This window comes from Armatimonadota bacterium (genome assembly GCA_022563855.1).
Taxonomy (GTDB): Bacteria; Armatimonadota; Fimbriimonadia; order Fimbriimonadales; family Fimbriimonadaceae; genus JADFMN01.
In genome coordinates this window covers 60,570-79,006 of the sequence record JADFMN010000001.1, presented here as the reverse complement: position 1 = coordinate 79,006, position 18,437 = coordinate 60,570, and the positions used below count along the sequence as shown (strand labels likewise).

Annotated in this window: 18 protein-coding genes and 1 tRNA gene; 16 read left to right on the top strand and 3 right to left on the bottom strand. The window is 58.9% G+C overall.

Annotated elements, in window-relative coordinates:
- Positions 1 to 109: 109 nt before the first annotated feature.
- Genes IH944_00345 through IH944_00330 form a run of 4 tightly spaced genes read left to right on the top strand, consistent with a single transcriptional unit; the run spans position 110 to position 5,131 of the window.
- On the top strand, positions 110 to 1,153 hold the full coding sequence (locus tag IH944_00345) for a hypothetical protein (protein MCH7902996.1): 1,044 nt from the start codon (positions 110 to 112) through the stop codon (positions 1,151 to 1,153).
- Entirely contained in the window at positions 1,095 to 2,069 is a 975-nt protein-coding gene (locus IH944_00340) for a DUF4129 domain-containing protein (GenBank protein ID MCH7902995.1), read from the top strand. The genes IH944_00345 and IH944_00340 overlap by 59 nt, the downstream gene beginning before the upstream one ends.
- Complete coding sequence (locus IH944_00335; protein MCH7902994.1) at positions 2,066 to 3,235, top strand: hypothetical protein; 1,170 nt, start codon at positions 2,066 to 2,068, stop codon at positions 3,233 to 3,235. Before IH944_00340 ends, IH944_00335 begins: the two co-directional genes overlap by 4 nt.
- Before the next feature lie 51 nt (positions 3,236 to 3,286).
- Positions 3,287 to 5,131: a hypothetical protein gene (locus tag IH944_00330; protein ID MCH7902993.1), complete on the top strand. Its 1,845-nt coding sequence runs from the start codon at positions 3,287 to 3,289 to the stop codon at positions 5,129 to 5,131.
- Here the strand turns inward: IH944_00330 and IH944_00325 are convergent.
- Positions 5,109 to 6,497, bottom strand: coding sequence for a VanW family protein (locus IH944_00325; GenBank protein MCH7902992.1), 1,389 nt, complete (start codon positions 6,495 to 6,497; stop codon positions 5,109 to 5,111). The two genes, IH944_00330 and IH944_00325, sit on opposite strands and share 23 nt — an antisense overlap.
- Positions 6,498 to 6,613: 116 nt before the next feature.
- On the opposite strand from IH944_00325, the gene ilvE reads away from it, so the two are divergent.
- The 6 genes from ilvE to dnaN all read left to right on the top strand — a co-directional run bounded on the left by ilvE (position 6,614) and on the right by dnaN (position 10,605).
- Positions 6,614 to 7,498, top strand: coding sequence for a branched-chain-amino-acid transaminase (gene ilvE, locus IH944_00320; GenBank protein MCH7902991.1), 885 nt, complete (start codon positions 6,614 to 6,616; stop codon positions 7,496 to 7,498).
- Positions 7,495 to 7,752, top strand: coding sequence for a hypothetical protein (locus tag IH944_00315; protein MCH7902990.1), 258 nt, complete (start codon positions 7,495 to 7,497; stop codon positions 7,750 to 7,752). Before ilvE ends, IH944_00315 begins: the two co-directional genes overlap by 4 nt.
- Before the next feature lies 1 nt (position 7,753).
- Positions 7,754 to 8,548 carry a DUF4397 domain-containing protein gene (locus IH944_00310; GenBank protein MCH7902989.1) on the top strand — a complete coding sequence of 265 codons (795 nt, stop codon included), beginning with the start codon at positions 7,754 to 7,756 and terminating at the stop codon, positions 8,546 to 8,548.
- Between the two features lie 106 nt (positions 8,549 to 8,654).
- Positions 8,655 to 9,200 carry a sigma-70 family RNA polymerase sigma factor gene (locus tag IH944_00305; protein ID MCH7902988.1) on the top strand — a complete coding sequence of 182 codons (546 nt, stop codon included), beginning with the start codon at positions 8,655 to 8,657 and terminating at the stop codon, positions 9,198 to 9,200.
- A complete protein-coding gene (locus IH944_00300; protein MCH7902987.1) occupies positions 9,197 to 9,487 on the top strand; it encodes a hypothetical protein in 291 nt (96 codons plus the stop codon). Before IH944_00305 ends, IH944_00300 begins: the two co-directional genes overlap by 4 nt.
- Before the next feature lie 17 nt (positions 9,488 to 9,504).
- Complete coding sequence (dnaN, locus tag IH944_00295) at positions 9,505 to 10,605, top strand: DNA polymerase III subunit beta (protein MCH7902986.1); 1,101 nt, start codon at positions 9,505 to 9,507, stop codon at positions 10,603 to 10,605.
- 71 nt (positions 10,606 to 10,676) lie between these two features.
- Here dnaN and IH944_00290 read toward each other — a convergent pair whose 3' ends face one another.
- Both IH944_00290 and IH944_00285 read right to left on the bottom strand, forming a co-directional pair.
- The gene (locus IH944_00290; protein MCH7902985.1) at positions 10,677 to 12,086 is read right to left on the bottom strand and encodes a sialate O-acetylesterase; all 1,410 of its coding nucleotides are present in this window, start codon (positions 12,084 to 12,086) and stop codon (positions 10,677 to 10,679) included.
- Positions 12,087 to 12,149: 63 nt separating this feature from the next.
- Positions 12,150 to 12,225 (bottom strand) — tRNA-Arg (locus IH944_00285).
- A 150-nt stretch (positions 12,226 to 12,375) separates the two neighbouring features.
- Between IH944_00285 and flhA the strand changes: the two genes are divergently transcribed.
- From flhA to IH944_00255, 6 genes are read left to right on the top strand one after another with little or no spacing between them, the layout of a single operon-like run.
- Complete coding sequence (flhA, locus tag IH944_00280) at positions 12,376 to 14,460, top strand: flagellar biosynthesis protein FlhA (protein ID MCH7902984.1); 2,085 nt, start codon at positions 12,376 to 12,378, stop codon at positions 14,458 to 14,460.
- A gap of 36 nt (positions 14,461 to 14,496) precedes the next feature.
- Positions 14,497 to 15,165 carry a class II aldolase/adducin family protein gene (locus tag IH944_00275; protein MCH7902983.1) on the top strand — a complete coding sequence of 223 codons (669 nt, stop codon included), beginning with the start codon at positions 14,497 to 14,499 and terminating at the stop codon, positions 15,163 to 15,165.
- Positions 15,165 to 16,430 carry a histidine--tRNA ligase gene (locus tag IH944_00270; protein ID MCH7902982.1) on the top strand — a complete coding sequence of 422 codons (1,266 nt, stop codon included), beginning with the start codon at positions 15,165 to 15,167 and terminating at the stop codon, positions 16,428 to 16,430. The genes IH944_00275 and IH944_00270 overlap by 1 nt, the downstream gene beginning before the upstream one ends.
- A complete protein-coding gene (locus tag IH944_00265) occupies positions 16,412 to 17,299 on the top strand; it encodes a hypothetical protein (protein MCH7902981.1) in 888 nt (295 codons plus the stop codon). Before IH944_00270 ends, IH944_00265 begins: the two co-directional genes overlap by 19 nt.
- 5 nt (positions 17,300 to 17,304) lie before the next feature.
- Positions 17,305 to 18,003: a hypothetical protein gene (locus IH944_00260; protein ID MCH7902980.1), complete on the top strand. Its 699-nt coding sequence runs from the start codon at positions 17,305 to 17,307 to the stop codon at positions 18,001 to 18,003.
- Positions 18,000 to 18,431, top strand: coding sequence for a hypothetical protein (locus tag IH944_00255; GenBank protein MCH7902979.1), 432 nt, complete (start codon positions 18,000 to 18,002; stop codon positions 18,429 to 18,431). Before IH944_00260 ends, IH944_00255 begins: the two co-directional genes overlap by 4 nt.
- The last annotated feature ends 6 nt before the right edge of the window (positions 18,432 to 18,437 follow it).

Below are 18,437 nucleotides of genomic sequence, written 5' to 3'. Positions count from 1 at the left end.
CCTTCTCACGATGAGCTTCAGGTGAGTCTACGTACATTAAGACCTCCAAAGCGTCAAAGGTGCCCGCATTTGAGTCATTATATGTTGATTGTCGGCAGGAATGCAGTCGATGCCCTTTGACTCGCCCCAAGAGTTCTACCGTAGCCGGATGCGGTCCGTTGATCGCAGGCGGCTGCTCACCCCGCGCAGCACAGGCGAGATTTTGGACCTCGCAACCCGCCTGTACCAGCGGCTCGCCCTGCCGCTGTTGCGACTCACGTTTCCGCCGATGCTGTTTTGCTTCCTCGGGCTGATTTTCTTCCAAGGGTTCGTGCTTCCAGGCCTCTGGGGGACGAGCAATCCAGACAACTACGCTGCGCAGGTTGGGGAAGTGGCCATTGCGTTCGCCGTTTGGCTGCTTGTCGCCCTGCCGGTGTTCGCCGTGGGCCTCGGTTATGCGACGGCGCTGAGCGGTCGCTTGGTTTCCGGCTATATCCTGTCGCAGGAAGTCGATTTGAAGGAGGCGGTCCAGAGCGCGAAAGTCGGCGCGATGACGACGGCGAGGCTACTATTTAGAATCGTTATGCGCGCGAGCGCCATCCTGATCATCGCTGGGGCGTTGTTGCTGTACAGCGCTTATTTGGAATCGTCGGGAGCGGGGTCGAGCACTGCCCTAGACTTCGCCAGCGTGCTGGCATTCATGGCTTTTATCGTCGGGATTATTGCAATGCCGATCATGATAAACATCGACGGGCTCGCCCCGGTCGTCGCGATCGTAGAGGGAGTATCGAGCAAGGATGCCCTTCGCCGAAGCCGACTGCTGATTCGCCGCCAGAGACACATTCCCGACGGTTACCAGGCGCTCGTTCTGACTTGGTTTATCTGCTTGCTCACATGGGGAGCGCTCTATGCAGGCATCAACACAGTGCTGGGGATGGCTGGCGTGATTGCGTGGGCGGAGTCGATCGGCGGTAGATCCATCGGCATGGCTGTGCTAGTAGAAGGCTTGAACGCGCTGCCGTCTTTCCTGGCGCTCTGGCTGCTCGTCCCATTCTTGAGCTGTTCCTTGGTAACGATTTATTTTGACCGTAGAATCAGAGTGGAAGGTTTCGACATTGAAACGATGGCGCGCGATGTATTGGAAGGCACTGAAGAGGCTGATCTGCGGTTGTAGCATCGCTCTAGCCGCAGCGATAAGTTCCGGCTCGGACGTTGAAGACTTCCGAGGCCTGGTCGAGAACGCCTCGAGCAGCGAGTCCCTGCAGACGGCGCTTGAAAACGCACCAACGTCGTTGACCGAGGACGCCCAACTGGGAATCAGTCGCCGCCTCGCAGACCTGGACAGAGTACAAAGGTCGTGGGAGAACGTGCAACGGGAGCTGCTCGAGGACCTGTCCGGTCGCATGGTTATGGAGCTTGAGGCGTTCCCCGGCGAAGTGACCGACGCACAGCAGCAAGCCGAACAGATACTGTCGTCTCCGCTGTATGTCGACTACGGCGAGAAGGAGGGCCGCAACTGGTTGGACAGACTGGGACGCCGCATCAGCGAAATCATCGCCGCCCTTCTCGAAAAGCTGTTCAACCGAAGCCCGCAGATAGGCTCGCTACCCGGAGCCCTTCCGCTTGGCTTTGTGACGACGATCGCATGGGTACTGCTCGCGATCGCCTTGCTAGTCGCGTTAGTTTTCGTCCTGATGCACATCAAGATCCGTGCAAGAAGAAAGCGCGTCGGCGGAATACTGGAGGAAGATGAGCCGGAGAGAACCGCCAGCGAGTGGCTGGATCGCGCGAACAGCCTTGAGGCTGAGGGCCGTTACAGAGAGGCTGTGAGATGTCTGTACATCGCAAGCCTCGTTCGATTCGACGAGTCAAATGTGGCGAGGTTCATCCGCCACGAAACCAACTGGGAGCACCTGTATCGAATTGAGGCAAGCCCTAAGATGCCCGAGGAAGCAGATTTTCGAGACCTTACGCAGAGCTTTGACCAGATCTGGTATGGAAACCTCAAAGCGACAGGGGACGACGTCCGCTACTTCAAGGAGAAGTACATAACATTATGTCGACTGCTCGGCGTTCCGATCGCCGCATGAACCGGTGGGGGTTCTCGTTCACCATCTGGGGGCTGGTCGGCCTGCTGGTCATCTCGCTGACCGTGCTGTTCATATCGAGGAGCGAGCCGCAAAGCTTCCCGAGCACAACGAACGTCAAGCCGAGCGGAGTGGCGGCGTTCGCGGAGCTGTTGAGGCGCGACGGATTCGATGTTTCCCTAAACAGAGAACAGAAGCCAAGGCTCGAGCCGGATGACCTCGTGATCTTCGTCACGCTGCCTTATGAACCTTTCGGTGCGTTTCAGGACGTATTCGACGAGCTTGAATCGGAGGAATTCGAGGAAGGGCCATACGTGTCTCCGACGGAGGAAGCCCTCGCAGTACACGTCTTGTTGGGCGGTCGTGTGCTGCAGGTTTTCATGACAAAAGGGTTCTCCGAGGCTTCGAAGCTCTCCGAGGCTGCGCTCCGGCTCTCATCCAACGTAACTGGGTCGGGCGAATATCTGGTCAATGCCAGGCCTTACTTGGATGCGTCGACGACTCTGCCGATATCGGAGGCCGCGTATCGCGGCTGGTCTTACCCCGGAGCGACCTTCACCCTGCACTACCCGGCTCAAGAGGGCGCAGTCGTCACGGTCGCGGACGGGATCGGCATGACAAACCGATTCCTGGGTGATAACGATAACGCCGCGTTCTATCTGTATCTTGTTCGGCAGATGGCCGGACACAGTAAACGAGTCGTCTTCGTCGAAGCAGGCATCGGAAACTTCGACACCACCACCGTGTACACGATGCTCGGATCATGGTCGGCTGCGGCAAGGTGGCAGGTGCTGTTGCTTCTTGCCGTGATCATCTTCACCTTCGGCGTTCGATTTGGCTTGCCGGATCGCAGGAGGAGCGTGCAGCGCGGCAGCCGCGAGCTGGTCGAAGCAGTGGCGACCGCCATGAGGCGCGGTAAAAAATCCGGCACTGCCCTAAATCTGCTGCTTCAGGAAGTTGACGAGCGAATTCGGAAGGCTACGGGCACACCAGCGAGCTCAGATCGTCTCAAGCTGCTCCGCGGCGTACCAACGAGCTTGCGAGAGCAGTACCTGGCAGTTGAGGAAATGGTCGCATTTGAAACATCGGCAAGTAGGGCCGCAGTTGCAGCGCAAGCGCTGCTGGCCGCGTTGGAGGCGTTCGAGGCCGACACGCGTCAAGCGCAGTAAGCTCAGAATCTGATATAAACAGTGCGAACCAAACCTGGAGCTGTTTGAGAATTGGAAACGCCAGCCCACGGCACACCGGAATTCAATCGGATTGAGATTCACAAGTTTGCCATTCGGTTTGGCATTCTTGTGGCACTGCTGGCGTTGATTCCCGTCTTCATCGGGCTCTTGGCCGCGCCCGAGAGCGGTCGGTACCTGCCGTTCCCGACCGGCATGGACGACCAGATGGTGTACGCCGCTTGGGTGCACCAATCAGCGGACGGGCAACTGCTGTTCGACAACCGCTTCACGACGATGGAGCAGCCAGGCTTGACGATCCACGTTTACTTCCTCGTCGTCGGATGGCTGGCAAAACTGATCGGAATCAGCCTGGCGCTGACGGTTGCGCGAGCTGGTTTCAGCTTCCTTGCCGTCGTGCTTCTCGGCAAGTTCCTCGCGCGCCTGAACTTCAACAGCTTCACCGGGAAGTTTGCTGTCGTTCTGGCAGTTCTAGGTGGCGGACTCTCGTTTATCGCTTGGCAGATGTTCGGTCGCACTCTCGAGACTGGTGCGCCATGGTTCGGGTCCATCATGAGCGGCCATTCCCCGATCGACAACTGGCAGCCGGAGGCGTTCGTGTTCCCCTCGATGCTCGTCAACGGCCTGTTCATGGCCAGCCTGTGCCTCATTCTTGTCGTGTTCATTTCTGTTCTCAACGCCCGTGAGTCTTGGAAGCCGGTGTTGCCGGCAGCAGCCGCGATGGCCGTACTGATGAACATCCACAGCTACGATGTGTTGTTGCTTGTCCTCGTGCTGATCGCTTTCGTCGCGAGCTTGTTCGCTTCCGGCCAGCTCACTTGGCTGTGGACTGTGCGATGTGCTGCGATCGGCCTTGGCGCGCTCCCTTCCGCACTTTGGTTTCTGCACGTGCTGCGCGTCGACGAAGTGTTCCAGGCGCGGGCGAATACTTTAACGTACACCGGCTCCTTCGCTCAGATTCTCGTTGGGATCCTCCCCTTGTTCGTACTCGCGATGATCACGCTGCATCGGTCGGAGTTAGAACCGATGAGGCGCAAGATCGGGCTCGCACTGATATGCGGCGGCTCGGTGGTGCTGTTCATTCTTGCAAAGCCGCAATCAAGCGGATACGTTGTCAACGCCGTTGCTTGGGGCGCGATGATCGTTCTGGCGATCGTCGCGGTTGCGCTGCTCGCAAGGAAGGACCTTGGATGGAATCTGCTGTGGTCGTGGGCGCTGGTCGGACTTGTTGCCCCGTACTTCCCCGCTCTGTTCCAGCGAAAACTGACGATGATGCTCGCCGTTCCGTGGGCAATTATCGGGGCGATCGGGCTGGCTCAGGCGTTGCAGCGCATGGATCGGCAACCGCGAAACCTCGTCGCGGCGCTGGCTCTGGCGGTGTGTTCGGCTACGTCGGTTTTCTGGCTTCAGCGCGAGCTGACGCTTGTGCGCAGCAAAGTGTCCAGCACCACCGTTCACGCGCTCTATCTCACGCGCGACGAAGCCGTAATCGTCGACCTCCTAAACGAGATCTCTGGGAAAAAGACGGTGATCGCCATGACTGGAGTTTCCTCCGCCGACCTCGGATCACCGCCGTACTTGTCAGACCTAAACCCAATTCTGTCCGGATTGACGGGTGCGTACACCTATGCCGGGCATTGGAGCGAAACGCCTTCTTACGGCGGGCCGAACGGCCGACGAGATCAGAACACAGCCTTCTTCATCCAGGAGGTTCCCCTAAACGAGAGATTCGCCATTCTAGAGGAGTGGGGGATCGACTACGTCGTCGCCCCCGTGCCCGAAACGTACAGCCAGATCCGCTTGGTAGATTTGACTCCCCTAGGCGAAATCGTGTACGAAGGGAATCAGTTGAGGCTCATTCGAGTCCGTCGTCCGTAGAGTCGTCCACGGCAGGAGGAACCTCGGTGAGGTCCTTGTTCAGCGCCACTACCTTCGGACCGCCGCGATAGTAGCTTCGAGATAGCACTGTGCGCGAAACCTCTTCCCCGTCCCTGCGCACGACCTTGGTCGTGACGGCTTGATACCCCTTCCCGCCTTTTTCGATTACGACGATCTCACCGGCTTCAAGCGACTTGTCGTGTTCGTACTTGATCGGATGCTCCCAGCTTTTCGTCACGCGCTGGTAGATGTTGACCTCCAGTCCCGGATCATCTTTGCCCAAGATCGAAAACGTAAGAAGCCGCGGCTCCCACTTCGCGGAAATTGCAATCGGTTCTGCGCGCGTGTTCTTAAAGCTCATATCGACCTCGCCGTACGATACGGCGGCGTCACGGCCTAGAGGCACGTAAGGAACTGCAAACGTGTGGCAAGAGCGCTTGTCCATCTCCATATTGGCGAGCAGCGCGGCGTTGTACAGCGTGGTGCTGACCTGGCACACGCCGCCGCCGATCTGAAAGCCGTGCAGTCCCCGCACGTATGCGCCCGCCTTTTGGAATCCTCGATCGAGAGTTCTCTTGCCTACGCGGCCGTTGAAGCTGAACTCCTCGCCGGGAAGCAGCACCAAGCCGTCAATAATCTCAGCGGCTCGCTTCAAGTTCTGGCTGCGTTTGCTGTTCGGACTTGAAAACCGCGTTGAAAACTCTCCTACGACGGTGTTGATCACCGCAAGTTCAGAGTCACGAATGCGCTTGCTGCCGGCGATGACGGGGATGGCAATCTCCGGGATGTCGTCCGAGTCGAGGCTGGCGAAGAACGCCTCGAGGAGCACTTGCTCGACGCCGCTTGGATCCACTTCGTACGACGGAACCTCGAAACTCAATTGAACCTCCCCATCGATCAGTGTCGCACGCGCTGCTGCGGGCTCTGGCTCGATGACCCGCAGGTACTCCGCCATCACATCGACCGCCTGCTCGCCCATTATGATGGAGGGGGCAGCGACCGTGACCGGCTCGGAGCTGCGACCAGCCTTCCGCAGCGCCCAAGCAACGAGCGTGTCGCGTTCAAGAGGATCGATCGTCTGGTCGTAGTCCAGATCGACTCCCAGTTGAGCGAAGGTCGCGACGACGGTGGGCCCATCAACGTTAGGGCTGTACAGCCGCACGCGTCTATTTCGCTGGTCGGCCCACCACTGCTCTAGCTTCTGCTTGGCGGCCCCCGGGGCGAGTTCGCCCACGTCGATGCCACCGATTTCCGTCGATGCCCTGAGTTTCTCGGGATACGCAGCGATGGCGTACCCGACAGCAAGAGACCCAACGCACACGGTTGCTGTGCATGCAAAGAGAACGGATTTGAGTTTGCTGGACATGCTCGTCGGGGTCACCTATATCAGACGTCTTTCTTACATTATGTGTTCTGCGGAACAGAACCTTGACCCCAGCGGGTCTGGCGAGGCCACCAGGGCTCCGGTAGAATCAAACCATTATGCCCAAGCTAGTGTGGCTCAACGGAGAGCTTAGCGAACTCGAAAAAGCAACGGTCAGCGTATCTGATCATGCCCACCTGTACGGAGACGGCCTCTTTGAGGGAATCCGCATTTACGGCGGCAAGATATTCAAGCTGGACGAGCACCTTCGGCGAATCTACGGAGGATGCCGGTACATGGGCATCGAAATGGAAATGAGCCGGGATCAGCTCAGATCGACGATCCTCGACGTTTGCGCCAAGGCCGGGATCAGCGACGGCTATATCCGCCTCAACGTTACGCGGGGCAGCAGCCTGGGGCTCGATCCGCGCGCATTGGACGGTATAGCGCCGAACGTCATGATTATGGTTTCGACCCTCGCGCTGTACAAGGCGGAAGATTATGAAGCAGGCCTCGACGTCATCACGACCTCGTTTCGGGTGATGCCGCCAGACAGCCTGGACCCGGGTTTGAAGTGCATCGGCCGCTACCCAGCCAACATCATGGCCAAGGCCCAAGCGAATCGTGCGGGGGTCGGCGAAGGCCTGATGTTGAATCAGCAGGGATTTGTGGCGGAATGCACGGGCGACAACCTCTTCATCGTGCGAGACGGCGTCCTACGGACTCCCCACCCGTCGGCAGGGATTCTGAAGGGCATTACCCGAGCCACCGTGATGAACTTGGCCCGAGGCCAGGGCGTCACTGTAATAGAGGATATGATGACCGTCGTCGACATCTACGAGGCTGACGAGGCGTTCTTGACCGGAACGGCAGCTGAGGTCATTCCGATGGTCAGCCTGGACGGACAGCCGATCGGAGACGGCAAGCCAGGTCCGCTCACGAAGAAGCTGATGCAGTTATTCAGAGACGAGACGCGAACCGGAACGGAGTTCTTGACGTCTTGAGACATACACTGATCGACGGTGACGGCGACAAGGCTACGGTTGACGCCGAGGGCATCGACCGGGGCTCTGGCGTCCGAGGTCTCGGGCGGTTGCAGGAAGCTGTGCTCGCCGCGAAGGTGGAATCGCAGGCGTGCCCGCTCTGTGGATGGACGCTGAAGCAATTCATCGAAACGCAGCGGGTCGGATGCGGCCTTTGCCACTCCGTATTCGTCTCTGCAATAGAAGTCGAGCGCGATAATCAAGAACCAGAGTAACATGGCCCGGAATTTGGTACCTTCAGCTATGATGCACAACGTCGTCAAGTGGTCCGTCGGACTGGGAATGGCTGCTTTTGCAGCAACAGGTCTCGTAGGCTGTGGCGGCGGCGGCGGAACGATGTTGGGCGACGATCCAACGTCCCTCTTTGTCAATGCGAGTCCGGATTCGGACACCCTTGACTTTTGGCTGAATGAGACGCTCTTCGGGGACGCCCTCACTTACCTTGAGACTACGCCCGATTTCGTAAGTTTTGAGTTCATCAGCGACGATGACGGCGCCTACGATGTCATCATATCGGATCCCAATACGGGCTTCGAGTACGACTCGCAGAATCGAGTTTTTCCGAGGGACACGCACTCGATTGTCCTCTCAATCGGTTTGAAGAACTTCGTCGCTGGCGAAGAGATCAAACGGCTCCAGCACACTATTCTCATCATCGATCGCGTCGCGCCGCTGGGAAACAAGGCCAGGTTGTACATCCTTCACGGGTTCATTCGCGAGGTTGGCAAGCAAACGCCTGCGATCTCGTTCCAGAACCCAGGCGACAATCCACAGTACCGGGCAGCCGGCATAGAGTTTGCCGGCGCCTCCCTGCTCACCGTCGATAGCGGCACCATGGATTGGGTGGCGCGGAGGGATGACGCCGGACCGGATACGATCTACGCCTCCATAACGCAGACCGTGGATCCAGGCGGCGTTTATCTCGTGCTGGTCAGCGGGATCGAGAACGACCCAGACTCCGCCAAGCTGCCGAAAATCACCTTCATCCAGCTTTCTAACGTCGATCCGTAGCAGGCAGCACTGCTAGCGGTGGAAAGCTAAGTCAAAACGCGTCGGTGAGCATCGCCCACGTAGGCTATACTTTTTCGCGCCCAATGGGCATTTACTACCGTCTCTTATGTCAAGCAGTTCAGAAGATGACTCACTGGCCGAAAAGCGCTGGTTGAACGCCTTGGCACAAGGCGACCCAAACGCCCTCGGAAATTTATACGAGCTATACGCGGACAAGATTTTTCGCTACACGTTCAGAATGTTGGGGAATAGGGCTGATGCCGAAGATGCCACTGCGGAGACGTTTTTGCGCGTCTTGCGCAGGTCGCGCGACCTACGTGCCGACGGGGCCTTCAAAACGTGGATTTTCCGCATAGCGAGGAATCTTTGCATCGATAAGATGCGGCAGCACAAGCTGTTGCAACTGCCAAACGACACACATTACAGCGGCGTAGAGGAAAAAGCGGCACTTAAGATAACTGTGCACCAAGCGCTCAAGGACTTGCCGGTCGAGTACCAGGAGCCACTGATTCTGTGTGATCTGGAGAACATCTCCGCCAAGGAAGCGGCGGAGGTGTTGAGAATCAGCGTTCCGGCGCTGAAGTCGCGCCTCTACCGAGGAAGGAGAGCGTTGCGCGACCGACTCGGCGGAGCCGTGGAGAGAATGTTATGAACAGCGAACTTTATAAGAGACTGGTCGATATGTACGCCGACCGAGAGCTCACGGAAGAACTCATTCAAGAGATGGAAGCGTACGCCGAAACCGACGACGAACTCAAGCAGGACATGATATCATTGAGGGCGACGGTCGATATTTTGAGCGAGATGCATGACGATGTGGAAGTGTCGGAAGAGACCTATCAGAGGATTCTGCTCAAGCTTCGAACTGCCGGCGTGCAGATCGAGACCGCTGCACCGGAGCCGCAGTACTGGCAGTACCAGCTCCCGATGCAGGGATAGACTCAGAGAATTGAATCATGAAGCTTACAGTAACTAGAAAGGACTTGGCCGAGGCGCTGGCCATCGCTGGCTCCGCGTGCAGCACCCGCACCGCGCTTCCAGTCCTATCATCGATTCGACTTGAGGCTGCAGGATCAGCGCTGAATCTGCTGGGCTGCGACGGCGAGCTGTGGGCCGAAAGCGTCGCGGCCGCCAACGTCGAAACTCCCGGTTCGATCTGCGTGCCGTACAAGCTGCTGTCCGACATCGTCGGCTCTTTGCCCGACGGTCAGGTTGAAATAGCCCTGGAAGGCACCACGGTGCTCTTGCAGTGCGGCAAATCCGAGTTCAAGATGATGGCGCTGACGGCGGACGAGTTCCCTCCGATGCCCAGCGTTGAACCGACCTCCGAGCTGAGCTTTCCGTTCAGTGAGTTCGTGCGAGCGGTGTCTGGCGTTGTCTTCGCGGTATCGGACGACTCGAGCCGGCCCGTGCTGACCGGAGTCTTGTTCTCCTACGACGGAGAGGTGCTGACCCTCGTGGCGACGGATACGCACCGCCTAGCGGTCCAACGGATTCATCGAGAGGGCATTGGATCTAAGATCGACGCGATCGTCCCTGCGAAAGCGCTGAAGACCTTGCGGCAACTTCCCGTCGACGAGGAAGAGACCATCACGGTCCGGTTCGATGACTCACGCCTTCTCGTCGAAGCCGGGAGTTCCAAGGTCGTTTCCCAGTTGCTCATGGGCCAGTATCCAAATTGGGAGAGGGTCGTGCCGCAGGAGTACACGCGATCCTGGACGGTAGACCGCGAAGAGTTTCACGACAACTTGCGCCGAGCGATGATCCTGGCCCGAGACAACGCCAACCGAGTCCGGCTCACCGGTGAAGGCGAGACGATCGTTATCACCGCCAGGAGCGAGGACAAGGGCGAGGCCCGCGAGGAAGTAGCCTGCGTCAGCAAGAACGGCGATATCAAGATCGCTTTCAACGGCCAGTACGTGATGGACGCGCTCAACGCGCTCAACGGGGATGGAATAGCGACTGAGATGACCGAGCCATCGCGCCCTGCTGTACTCAGGCCGACAGAGGGTGGTGACGACCACTTCTGCGTCGTCATGCCGATGGCCGTGGACTAGATCGGTATAGGTCGTATAAGTCCTATAGGACATATAGAACGCTCCGACTGAGCTCAGTCGGAGCGTTCCGCTTAGTTCCAGTCGTCCGTCCGGAACGGGCTGGCCGGCAACCCCGCATCGTTGACCAGGTTGCAGTTCGGATCGGCCAGCCAGCCGTACCGGACTGCGACCGGCAGTTGCACCTGATCGCTCCAGACAACCACCTTGTCCCCCTTGATTTGGACCTGGGCCGGGACGAAATTCTGGTCTGCCCCAGCAATCTCGAATCCGAGCAACGCTTCCCCGCTGCTAGGCTTCAAGCCACTGCCAAAATCGAAGCTCACCTCAAGGCGGGCGCCCACGCGCTTGAGCCCGGCGTACAGCGGACCTGACGGCACGACGGACAGACCGTAGATGTCGCGGAGCGCCCAGCGGGCTAGTCGATAGCCTACGTCCTGCTTGTTCTTCGGATGGATGTCGTTGGTGTTGCCGATATCGATGGTCACCGCCATACCGGTCTCCTGCAAGTCGAGCGCCATGAACTGCGCCTCACGCAGCCCAGGCCAACCTGGATTGCCTCTGAAATTGGCCAGCTGCACGAAATAAAACACAAATGAACGCTGCCCCCACGCTCTTCGCCAGTTGTGGATTAACTCGGGAAACGTGCGGCGGTACAGCGACGGATTTCCGGTGTTCGACTCGCCTTGATACCAAATGGCTCCTCGAACGCCGTACTTGGTGAACGGTGCGATCATGCCGTTGTACAGCCCTCCTGGGAACCACGCAGGGCGCCTTGCGGATGCAGGGGCGGAGGCCATGAGCTGCGGACTTGCCATGCGCTCAAGATGATCGTCGAGGAGCACGCTGGTCTCCGGTATGCGCCGGAGTCCTGGTCGGGATATCCACGACTCGACTGGCGTGCCACCCCAAGACGTATGGATCAGCCCGATCACGACGTCAGTCCTCACCCGGATCGACTTGGCAAAAAAGTAAGCTACTGCCGAGAACCCAGCGACGGATTCCGGCGAGCAGACCGCCCAGCCGCCTCCGGCCGAAGCCAAGGGGCTCTCACTGGAAACGCGGGGCACTTCGAACAGCCTGATCCCCCTGTCGGTCGCATTCGCGATCTCCTCGGTCGCGTTATTGCTTTGGCGGACTGCAAACTGCATGTTCGACTGCCCAGAACAGATGAACACATCGCCGAACATCACGTTCTTGAACTCCAGCTTGTTGGAACCCTCGACAGTGAGAACGTGCGGACCTCCAGCCTCGTGCGCTGACAGCGTCACACCCCATTGGCCGTTATCGTCCACTTGTACCAGCCACTTCTCCTCATCGACGATCACGCGAACCTCTTCGCCGGGAGTCCCCCAGCCCCAAAGCCTGACCGGCTGATCGCGCTGCAGCACCATGTTGTCGCTGAACACCGCAGGCATCGTCACGCCGGCAAACGCCGACGCGACAAAAAGCAAGAGCAAGGTTGTTGGGAGTAGCCGCTTCATGGTTCGCACCGTTCAAATTGGAGACGTCTTACGACTGACACAGGTACGCGTCAGCCAAGAATCTGGCGCGCCCGAAAGGATTCGAACCTTCGACCCCCAGCTCCGCAAGCTGGTGCTCTATCCGCTGAGCTACGAGCGCGCACGGAAGCAGATGGTACCCGACGACGGGCACGGTCTAGTGCCGGAAATACGGCCCGTCCAGGTTCAGAATTGGCGAAAAACCCTACTGCACCCGGCAAAAATACCGATACAACCAATGGGCCGGTAGTGCGCCCCAAATTCGAATCACATGTCGATCCTGCAGAAAATCCTACGGCACACCGATTTGATGCTGGGCGTGGCGATGCTCGTCATCGTTTCGATGCTCATCATGCCCATTCCACATTGGGCGCTCGACATAGGTCTGGTCATGGCGATCGCGGCGTCGGTCATCATCATCCTGACCACCGTCAACGTGAAGAACCCGCTAGAGTTCAGCGTCTTTCCCAGTCTTCTGCTGATCACGACTCTCTTCCGACTTGCGCTCAGCATCGCGGCTACAAAGCTGATTCTGGGCACTGCCGACGGTGGACGCGTCATCCAGACGTTCGGCGAATTCGTCCTCGGGGGCAACTTCGTCGTCGGATTCGTCACGTTCTTGATCCTGATGATCGTGCAGTTCATCGTCATCACGAACGGTGCGACGCGCGTGTCGGAAGTTGTAGCGCGGTTCACCCTGGACGCCATGCCCGGAAAACAGATGGCGATCGACGCCGATCTGGCGTCCGGACTGATCGACGAAGCTGGCGCTAGAGCCCGCCGCAAGGAAGTCAAGCAGGAAGCCGACTTCTTCGGAGCGATGGACGGTGCGAGCAAGTTTGTCAAAGGCGACGCCATTGCCTCGATGCTGATCATCGTCGTGAACATCATCGGTGGCTTTATCGTCGGTTTCATGCGGGGCGAGGGGGATGCGATGGTCATCCTCCAGACATATGCAATTCTGTCCGTCGGAGAAGGGCTGGTCATGCAGATTCCAGCCCTTCTGATCTCCACGGCTAGCGGCCTGCTCGTAACGCGAGCAGGCCAAGACCGGGGGATGGGTGAAACGATTTTCGGTCAGGTACTTGGGCAGCACAAGGCACTCAGCTCTGCCGGAATCGCCATGGCTCTGTTCGGCCTAGTCCCCGGGTTTCCGCTGCTTACGTTCGGCCTGATCGGTGGCGCGATCTTCTGCGTCAGCCACTTTATCGGCCGAAACAAAGAACTAAGGAATCTGATAGATGGAGACGGCGACGAGGCCGAGGCCGAAGCAAAGGCCCAGGCTGAAGAGGCATCGCCTGCTCCTACAGGGCCCGAGGCTGTCCTCCCGCTCATCCAGGTTGATGCGCTGGAGATCGAGATCGGCTATGGGCTGACGAAACTCGCCGATTCGCGAGTCGGCGGCGACTTAGCAGATCGAGTCACAGCGACCCGCCGGCAACTGGCGATCGAACTCGGCTTCGTCATGCCGAGCGTGCGAATACGCGACAACGCGGAGTTGGCGCCGACCGATTACGTGATCAAGGTGAGGGGCGAGACTGTCGCAAAGTCCATGGCGAATCCTGATCAGGTGCTGGCCATCGACGGTGGAGCCGTACTGTCGCCTCTGAGCGGAACGCAGACGAAGGAGCCTGTCTTCGACCTGGACGCCGTGTGGATCGACCCGGGACAGCGTGAACACGCAGAGCGAAACGGATACACCGTGGTCGAGCCGGCAGCAATGATCGCTACCCACTTGGCAGAAATCGTCAAGACGTTCGCGGCGGAGCTGATTACGCGACAGGACGTCAACACGCTTCTGGAGAACGCCAAAGAAGCCAACGAGACGGTAGTCAACGAACTGGTGCCTGAAATCGTGCAGATCGGGGACATCCAGAAGGTGCTGCAACATCTGCTCAGAGAGCGGATCCCGATCCGCGATCTCGTCACCATCTTGGAAACGATGGCCGACTTCGCAGGGCGCGTCAAAGACAACGAGCAACTCGGAGAGCTGGTGCGGGCTGCGATCGCCCGCACCATCACGCGCCAATACGCCGACGAAGACGGCCGGGTGTACTGCATCACGCTTGACCCTCCCTACGAGCGAACCCTTCAAGATGCGATTCAGCACACTCCGGGCGGGTCGATCCTGGCCTTGGAGCCGGCCGACCAGAGCAAGCTATTGGAGGACCTTCAACAGCAGTCCGATACGGCGATGGCCGAAGGAAAGCAGCCGGTCGTGTTATGCGGGAACAACCTGAGACTCCCTCTTCGCCGCCTGATCGAGCGGTTCAATCCGAGCCTCTCCGTACTAGCGTTCAACGAAGTATCGAGCCAGGCAGACGTCGAGTTTATCGGCCAAGTCGCGGCGGCCTGATAACCAGCCCGTTCGTTTTGTCATAATCTGGTTGTCATGTCAGAGCTTCAGTTGCGCAGGGCGATTTGCGACGTCGGCCATCTCTTGTGGCAGGGAGGGTTGGTCAACGGTCGCCAAGGGGTGATCACGGCTCGATTGTCCGCCAACAAGATGGTATGTACGCCTAGCGCGCAGAGCAAGGGGCATCTCGATCCTGGCGATCTCTTCGTCCTACCGATCAGAGCGAAGTCGACCAGCAAGGCCAAATCATCGACCAAAAAATCGCAAGAGGATGCTGCGCACGCTGACCTTCTGACTCACCAGGAAATCTATCGCCTTCGCCCGGACTGCGGCGCCGTTGTTCAAGCGTTTCCCCCGATTGCGACCAGCTTCAGCCTAGTGGGCGACGACATCCCGGACAACTTGCTCCCCGAGTCAGCGTCCGAGCTGGGCAGCGTGGCGTCGGTGCCGTTTGCCCGGCCCGGGACTCAGGATGACCTAGACCTGATGCGCCTGTACATAGCTGACCACAAGACGTTCCTCCTGAGCCACAGAGGCGCGCTTGCTCTCGGCAAGGACGTCTACGAAGCCGCGTACCGGATCGAGTCGCTCGAAAGCGTCGCCAAGGTCGTTTTGCACGCAAGGCTGCTTGGCGAGCCACGGTCGATGCCATTAGGTGATTTCGACTGGTACCTGAAGACAGCCCTCAACGGTGACCTTGGCTGATGTCGGTCGAATACTCAAGACCTCGCGGCACGCACGACGTTCTGCCAGACGAAGTGTTTCGATGGCAGCACGTCGAATCTGCGTTCGCTGGTCTGGCGTCGCGCTTCGGGTATTCGGAAATCCGCACTCCGACCTTTGAACCGACAGACCTTTTCACCCGGACAAGCGGTGACACTAGCGACATCGTCACAAAGCAGATGTACACCTTCACGGACAAGGGGGATCGCAGCATGACCTTGAAGCCGGAGGCCACCGCACCCGCGATGCGCGCGTACTTGGAAGGCGGTCTGGCGGGGTCCGGGCAGATTGCGCGGCTTTGGTACAACACGCGCATTTACCGCTACGAGCGCCCCCAAAAAGGGCGACACCGCGAATCGTACCAAGTCGGGGTCGAACTGATCGGAAGCTCGTCTCCCAGCGCGGACGCCGAGGTGATCGAGCTGACTGTCGGCTTTTACGAAGAGATCGGCCTAAGCGGAGTGACGGTCAAGCTCAACTGCATTGGAAAAGCCGCAACTCGCGAGAAGTACGGCGCGGCATTACTGGAGCACGCCGACGCGTGGCTCAAGGACCAGGATCAGGATATCCGTGATCGAGCTGAAAAGAACCCGCTGCGCCTACTCGACAGCAAGTCGTCAGAAGTCCAGCGCGCAATGGAGGGCGCACCGCTCATCACCGACTATCTTGAGGACTCGAGCCGTCAGCACTTCGAGCAAGTACAGTCGCTGCTGTCGGATGCGAACGTGAGCTTTGAGCTTGCGCCAGAGATCGTGCGCGGGCTCGACTACTACACCGACACGGTGTTCGAAGTGCAGGACAGCGGCCTCGGCGCACAGAACGCCCTCTGCGGCGGTGGCCGCTACGACGGCCTCGTCGCTGACATCGGCGGGCCCGATACACCTAGCGTCGGCGTCGCCATGGGCATTGAGCGAGCGCTGATGGCGATGGAGGGTCAAGGCGTCGAGTTGAGCAAGCCGCGCCTGGACGTCTATCTCGTTGCTGCCTCCGAGTCGGCGTGGAGGCCGATCGCAGAGTTGGCCCGCGCTTGTCGGGCAAAGCGGCTGAGCGCGTCGTACGATCTCGATCATCGCCCGGTGTCAAAGCAGTTCAAGCAAGCGGACCGCGCCGGAGCAAGGTTTGCCATCGTGATCGGCGACGACGAGCTGAGCAGCTCTTCTGTCACGTTGAGGGACTTGGACAGCCGCGAACAGTCGGTTGTGCCGCTTGCGGAGGTTATCGGTCGTATATGCGACATGCGCGAATAGCCCTCCCCTGCTTGGTGGCGGCATCACTGTCGAGCGTTGCACTGGCGCAGACCCCGGAGGTCGCGCTGTTCTTCGACCTGCGGCCGACGTTTTTCCAAGACAGCGGCATGACCAGCCGCGTGCGATGGTACGACCCGTTGGGGCGGTACAGCGTGCTGGGATTCCATATCATTCTCGAGACCGGCAACAGGATAAAAATAACGCAGCGCCTCGAAAAGATCGACAACGACGGTGATCCAGATTCGCTGGACGAGTACTACATTGAATCCAGAGGCACTTGGAGAGTTGGGAAGCAGTATCTGCCGTTTGGCCAGCAGAACATCTTGCGCGAGACCGTTCCGGCTGCTCGCTACGATACTCATCTTGTTTTCGACGACGTCCCGATTCAAATCGCCGTCTGCGACAACGGGTCGCGGCTGACGAAGGGCGTAGTCGCTCGGATCGGTCGCTCCGTCGGCATCAGCCTCGCAACCGGAAACCACTTCGCTATCCAGGGGACGGCCTTGACCCAGTTCCAAAGGCCCGAGGATGGGGTCGGGCGCGGACGCGGTTACCGGCTGGCCTACGGCTTCGACGCTACCTACGATGCGTTTGGCGGAGTGTTCGACTTCGAGTGGATCGCGCTGCGAGAGGGAGAGACGATTTTGGACGAAAACCGAGATCTGACTGACTTGCGGTTTCGGTTTTCGACGCGCAAAACCAATTACGTCGTCACGATCGCGTGGTCCAAGTCGTGGAACGAATCGACTGACTGGTATCGAATCCAGATGGAGATGCCGGTGACGAACAAGTTTAGCTGGGAACCGTTTGTCAGGTTGAGGGGCATGGAGTGGTCTGACGTGGGCCTTACCTTGCACATCCGGTTGTGAGCGCGATGGATGCAGTCAAGAACCCGATTTCGATTCTGTTCGCCGCGATAGCGGTGATCGGCGCTGTGTGGTACATGCCGCTGCTGTTTGCCGGTGCTGTAGGCTGGCTTGCGACCGTTGCGTACCTGAGCTTCAAGCAGTCGAGCAGGCGCCGACACGAAAGCGACCTCACCGCTGCCGGCCGTCAGCTGATCAAACCGCTCGTCGCTGCCCGAGCAGAGCTCGACAAGGCGGTCCGATCCGGCCTGCTTCGCCCGGAGTTCGCGTCGATCAGCCAGGAGGCGCTGCGCGAGGCCGACGCCATCATAGAGCAGGCGTCGAGGCGGGTAGACGCCTACGACGGGTTTTCTCGCACCATCAAGGACCGTAAATCCGCGGAGTTCAAACTTGCACAGCTTGAGGAGAAGTTGGCCAGTCAGATGAGCGACGAGGAGCGCCAGTCGCTGCTGAGCGCCATTTCGTCTTGGCGCGGAGTACTCGAGCGGTACGAGGAGATTCAAGCGGGCATGGCGAAGATCGAAAGTACCGTCAATTCGGCCGCAGATGCGATGATCGACGTCAAGGACCGCCTGCTGAACACCGGACAGTCCTCCGGGGTGGAAGACCTGGACGATGACGACCTGCCAGGTATGGTGGATCGGCTGAAGACGCTCACCGCAACGATTGAAGAGGCTGACGAGATGATTGGAGACCGACTGAGATGAGTGTGGGAAAACGCGCCTATAACTTGCTTCGCGGCTACATCAACCGCGAGTGGGATCGGATCAAGAGTTGGGAGCGGCAGGACGCGCTGAGAGAACTGGACGCCGCTACATACAAACGCAGGCAGCCCAAAGGCGTATCTGCTACTGAACCGGATTCCGAAAGGACGGTCTTATACGTGGCGGAAGGCACCACGCCAATCGAGGCCGCACGGCACGTGTTGGGGGTCGAGGAAGGCGCGTCGTTTAGAGAAATCCACCATAAATTCACGAAGCTCAATCGTCGCACAAAGCCGATGAATCTCGAGCCCGGTACGGATGAACGCCGGCAGGCCGCAGACATTCAAAAGAAGATTCATTGGGCGTATCGAACGTTGACCGCAGACATGTCGGACGCGGAGAAGAGGTTCGGCTCGCTCGAAATCGAGTGATTCGCG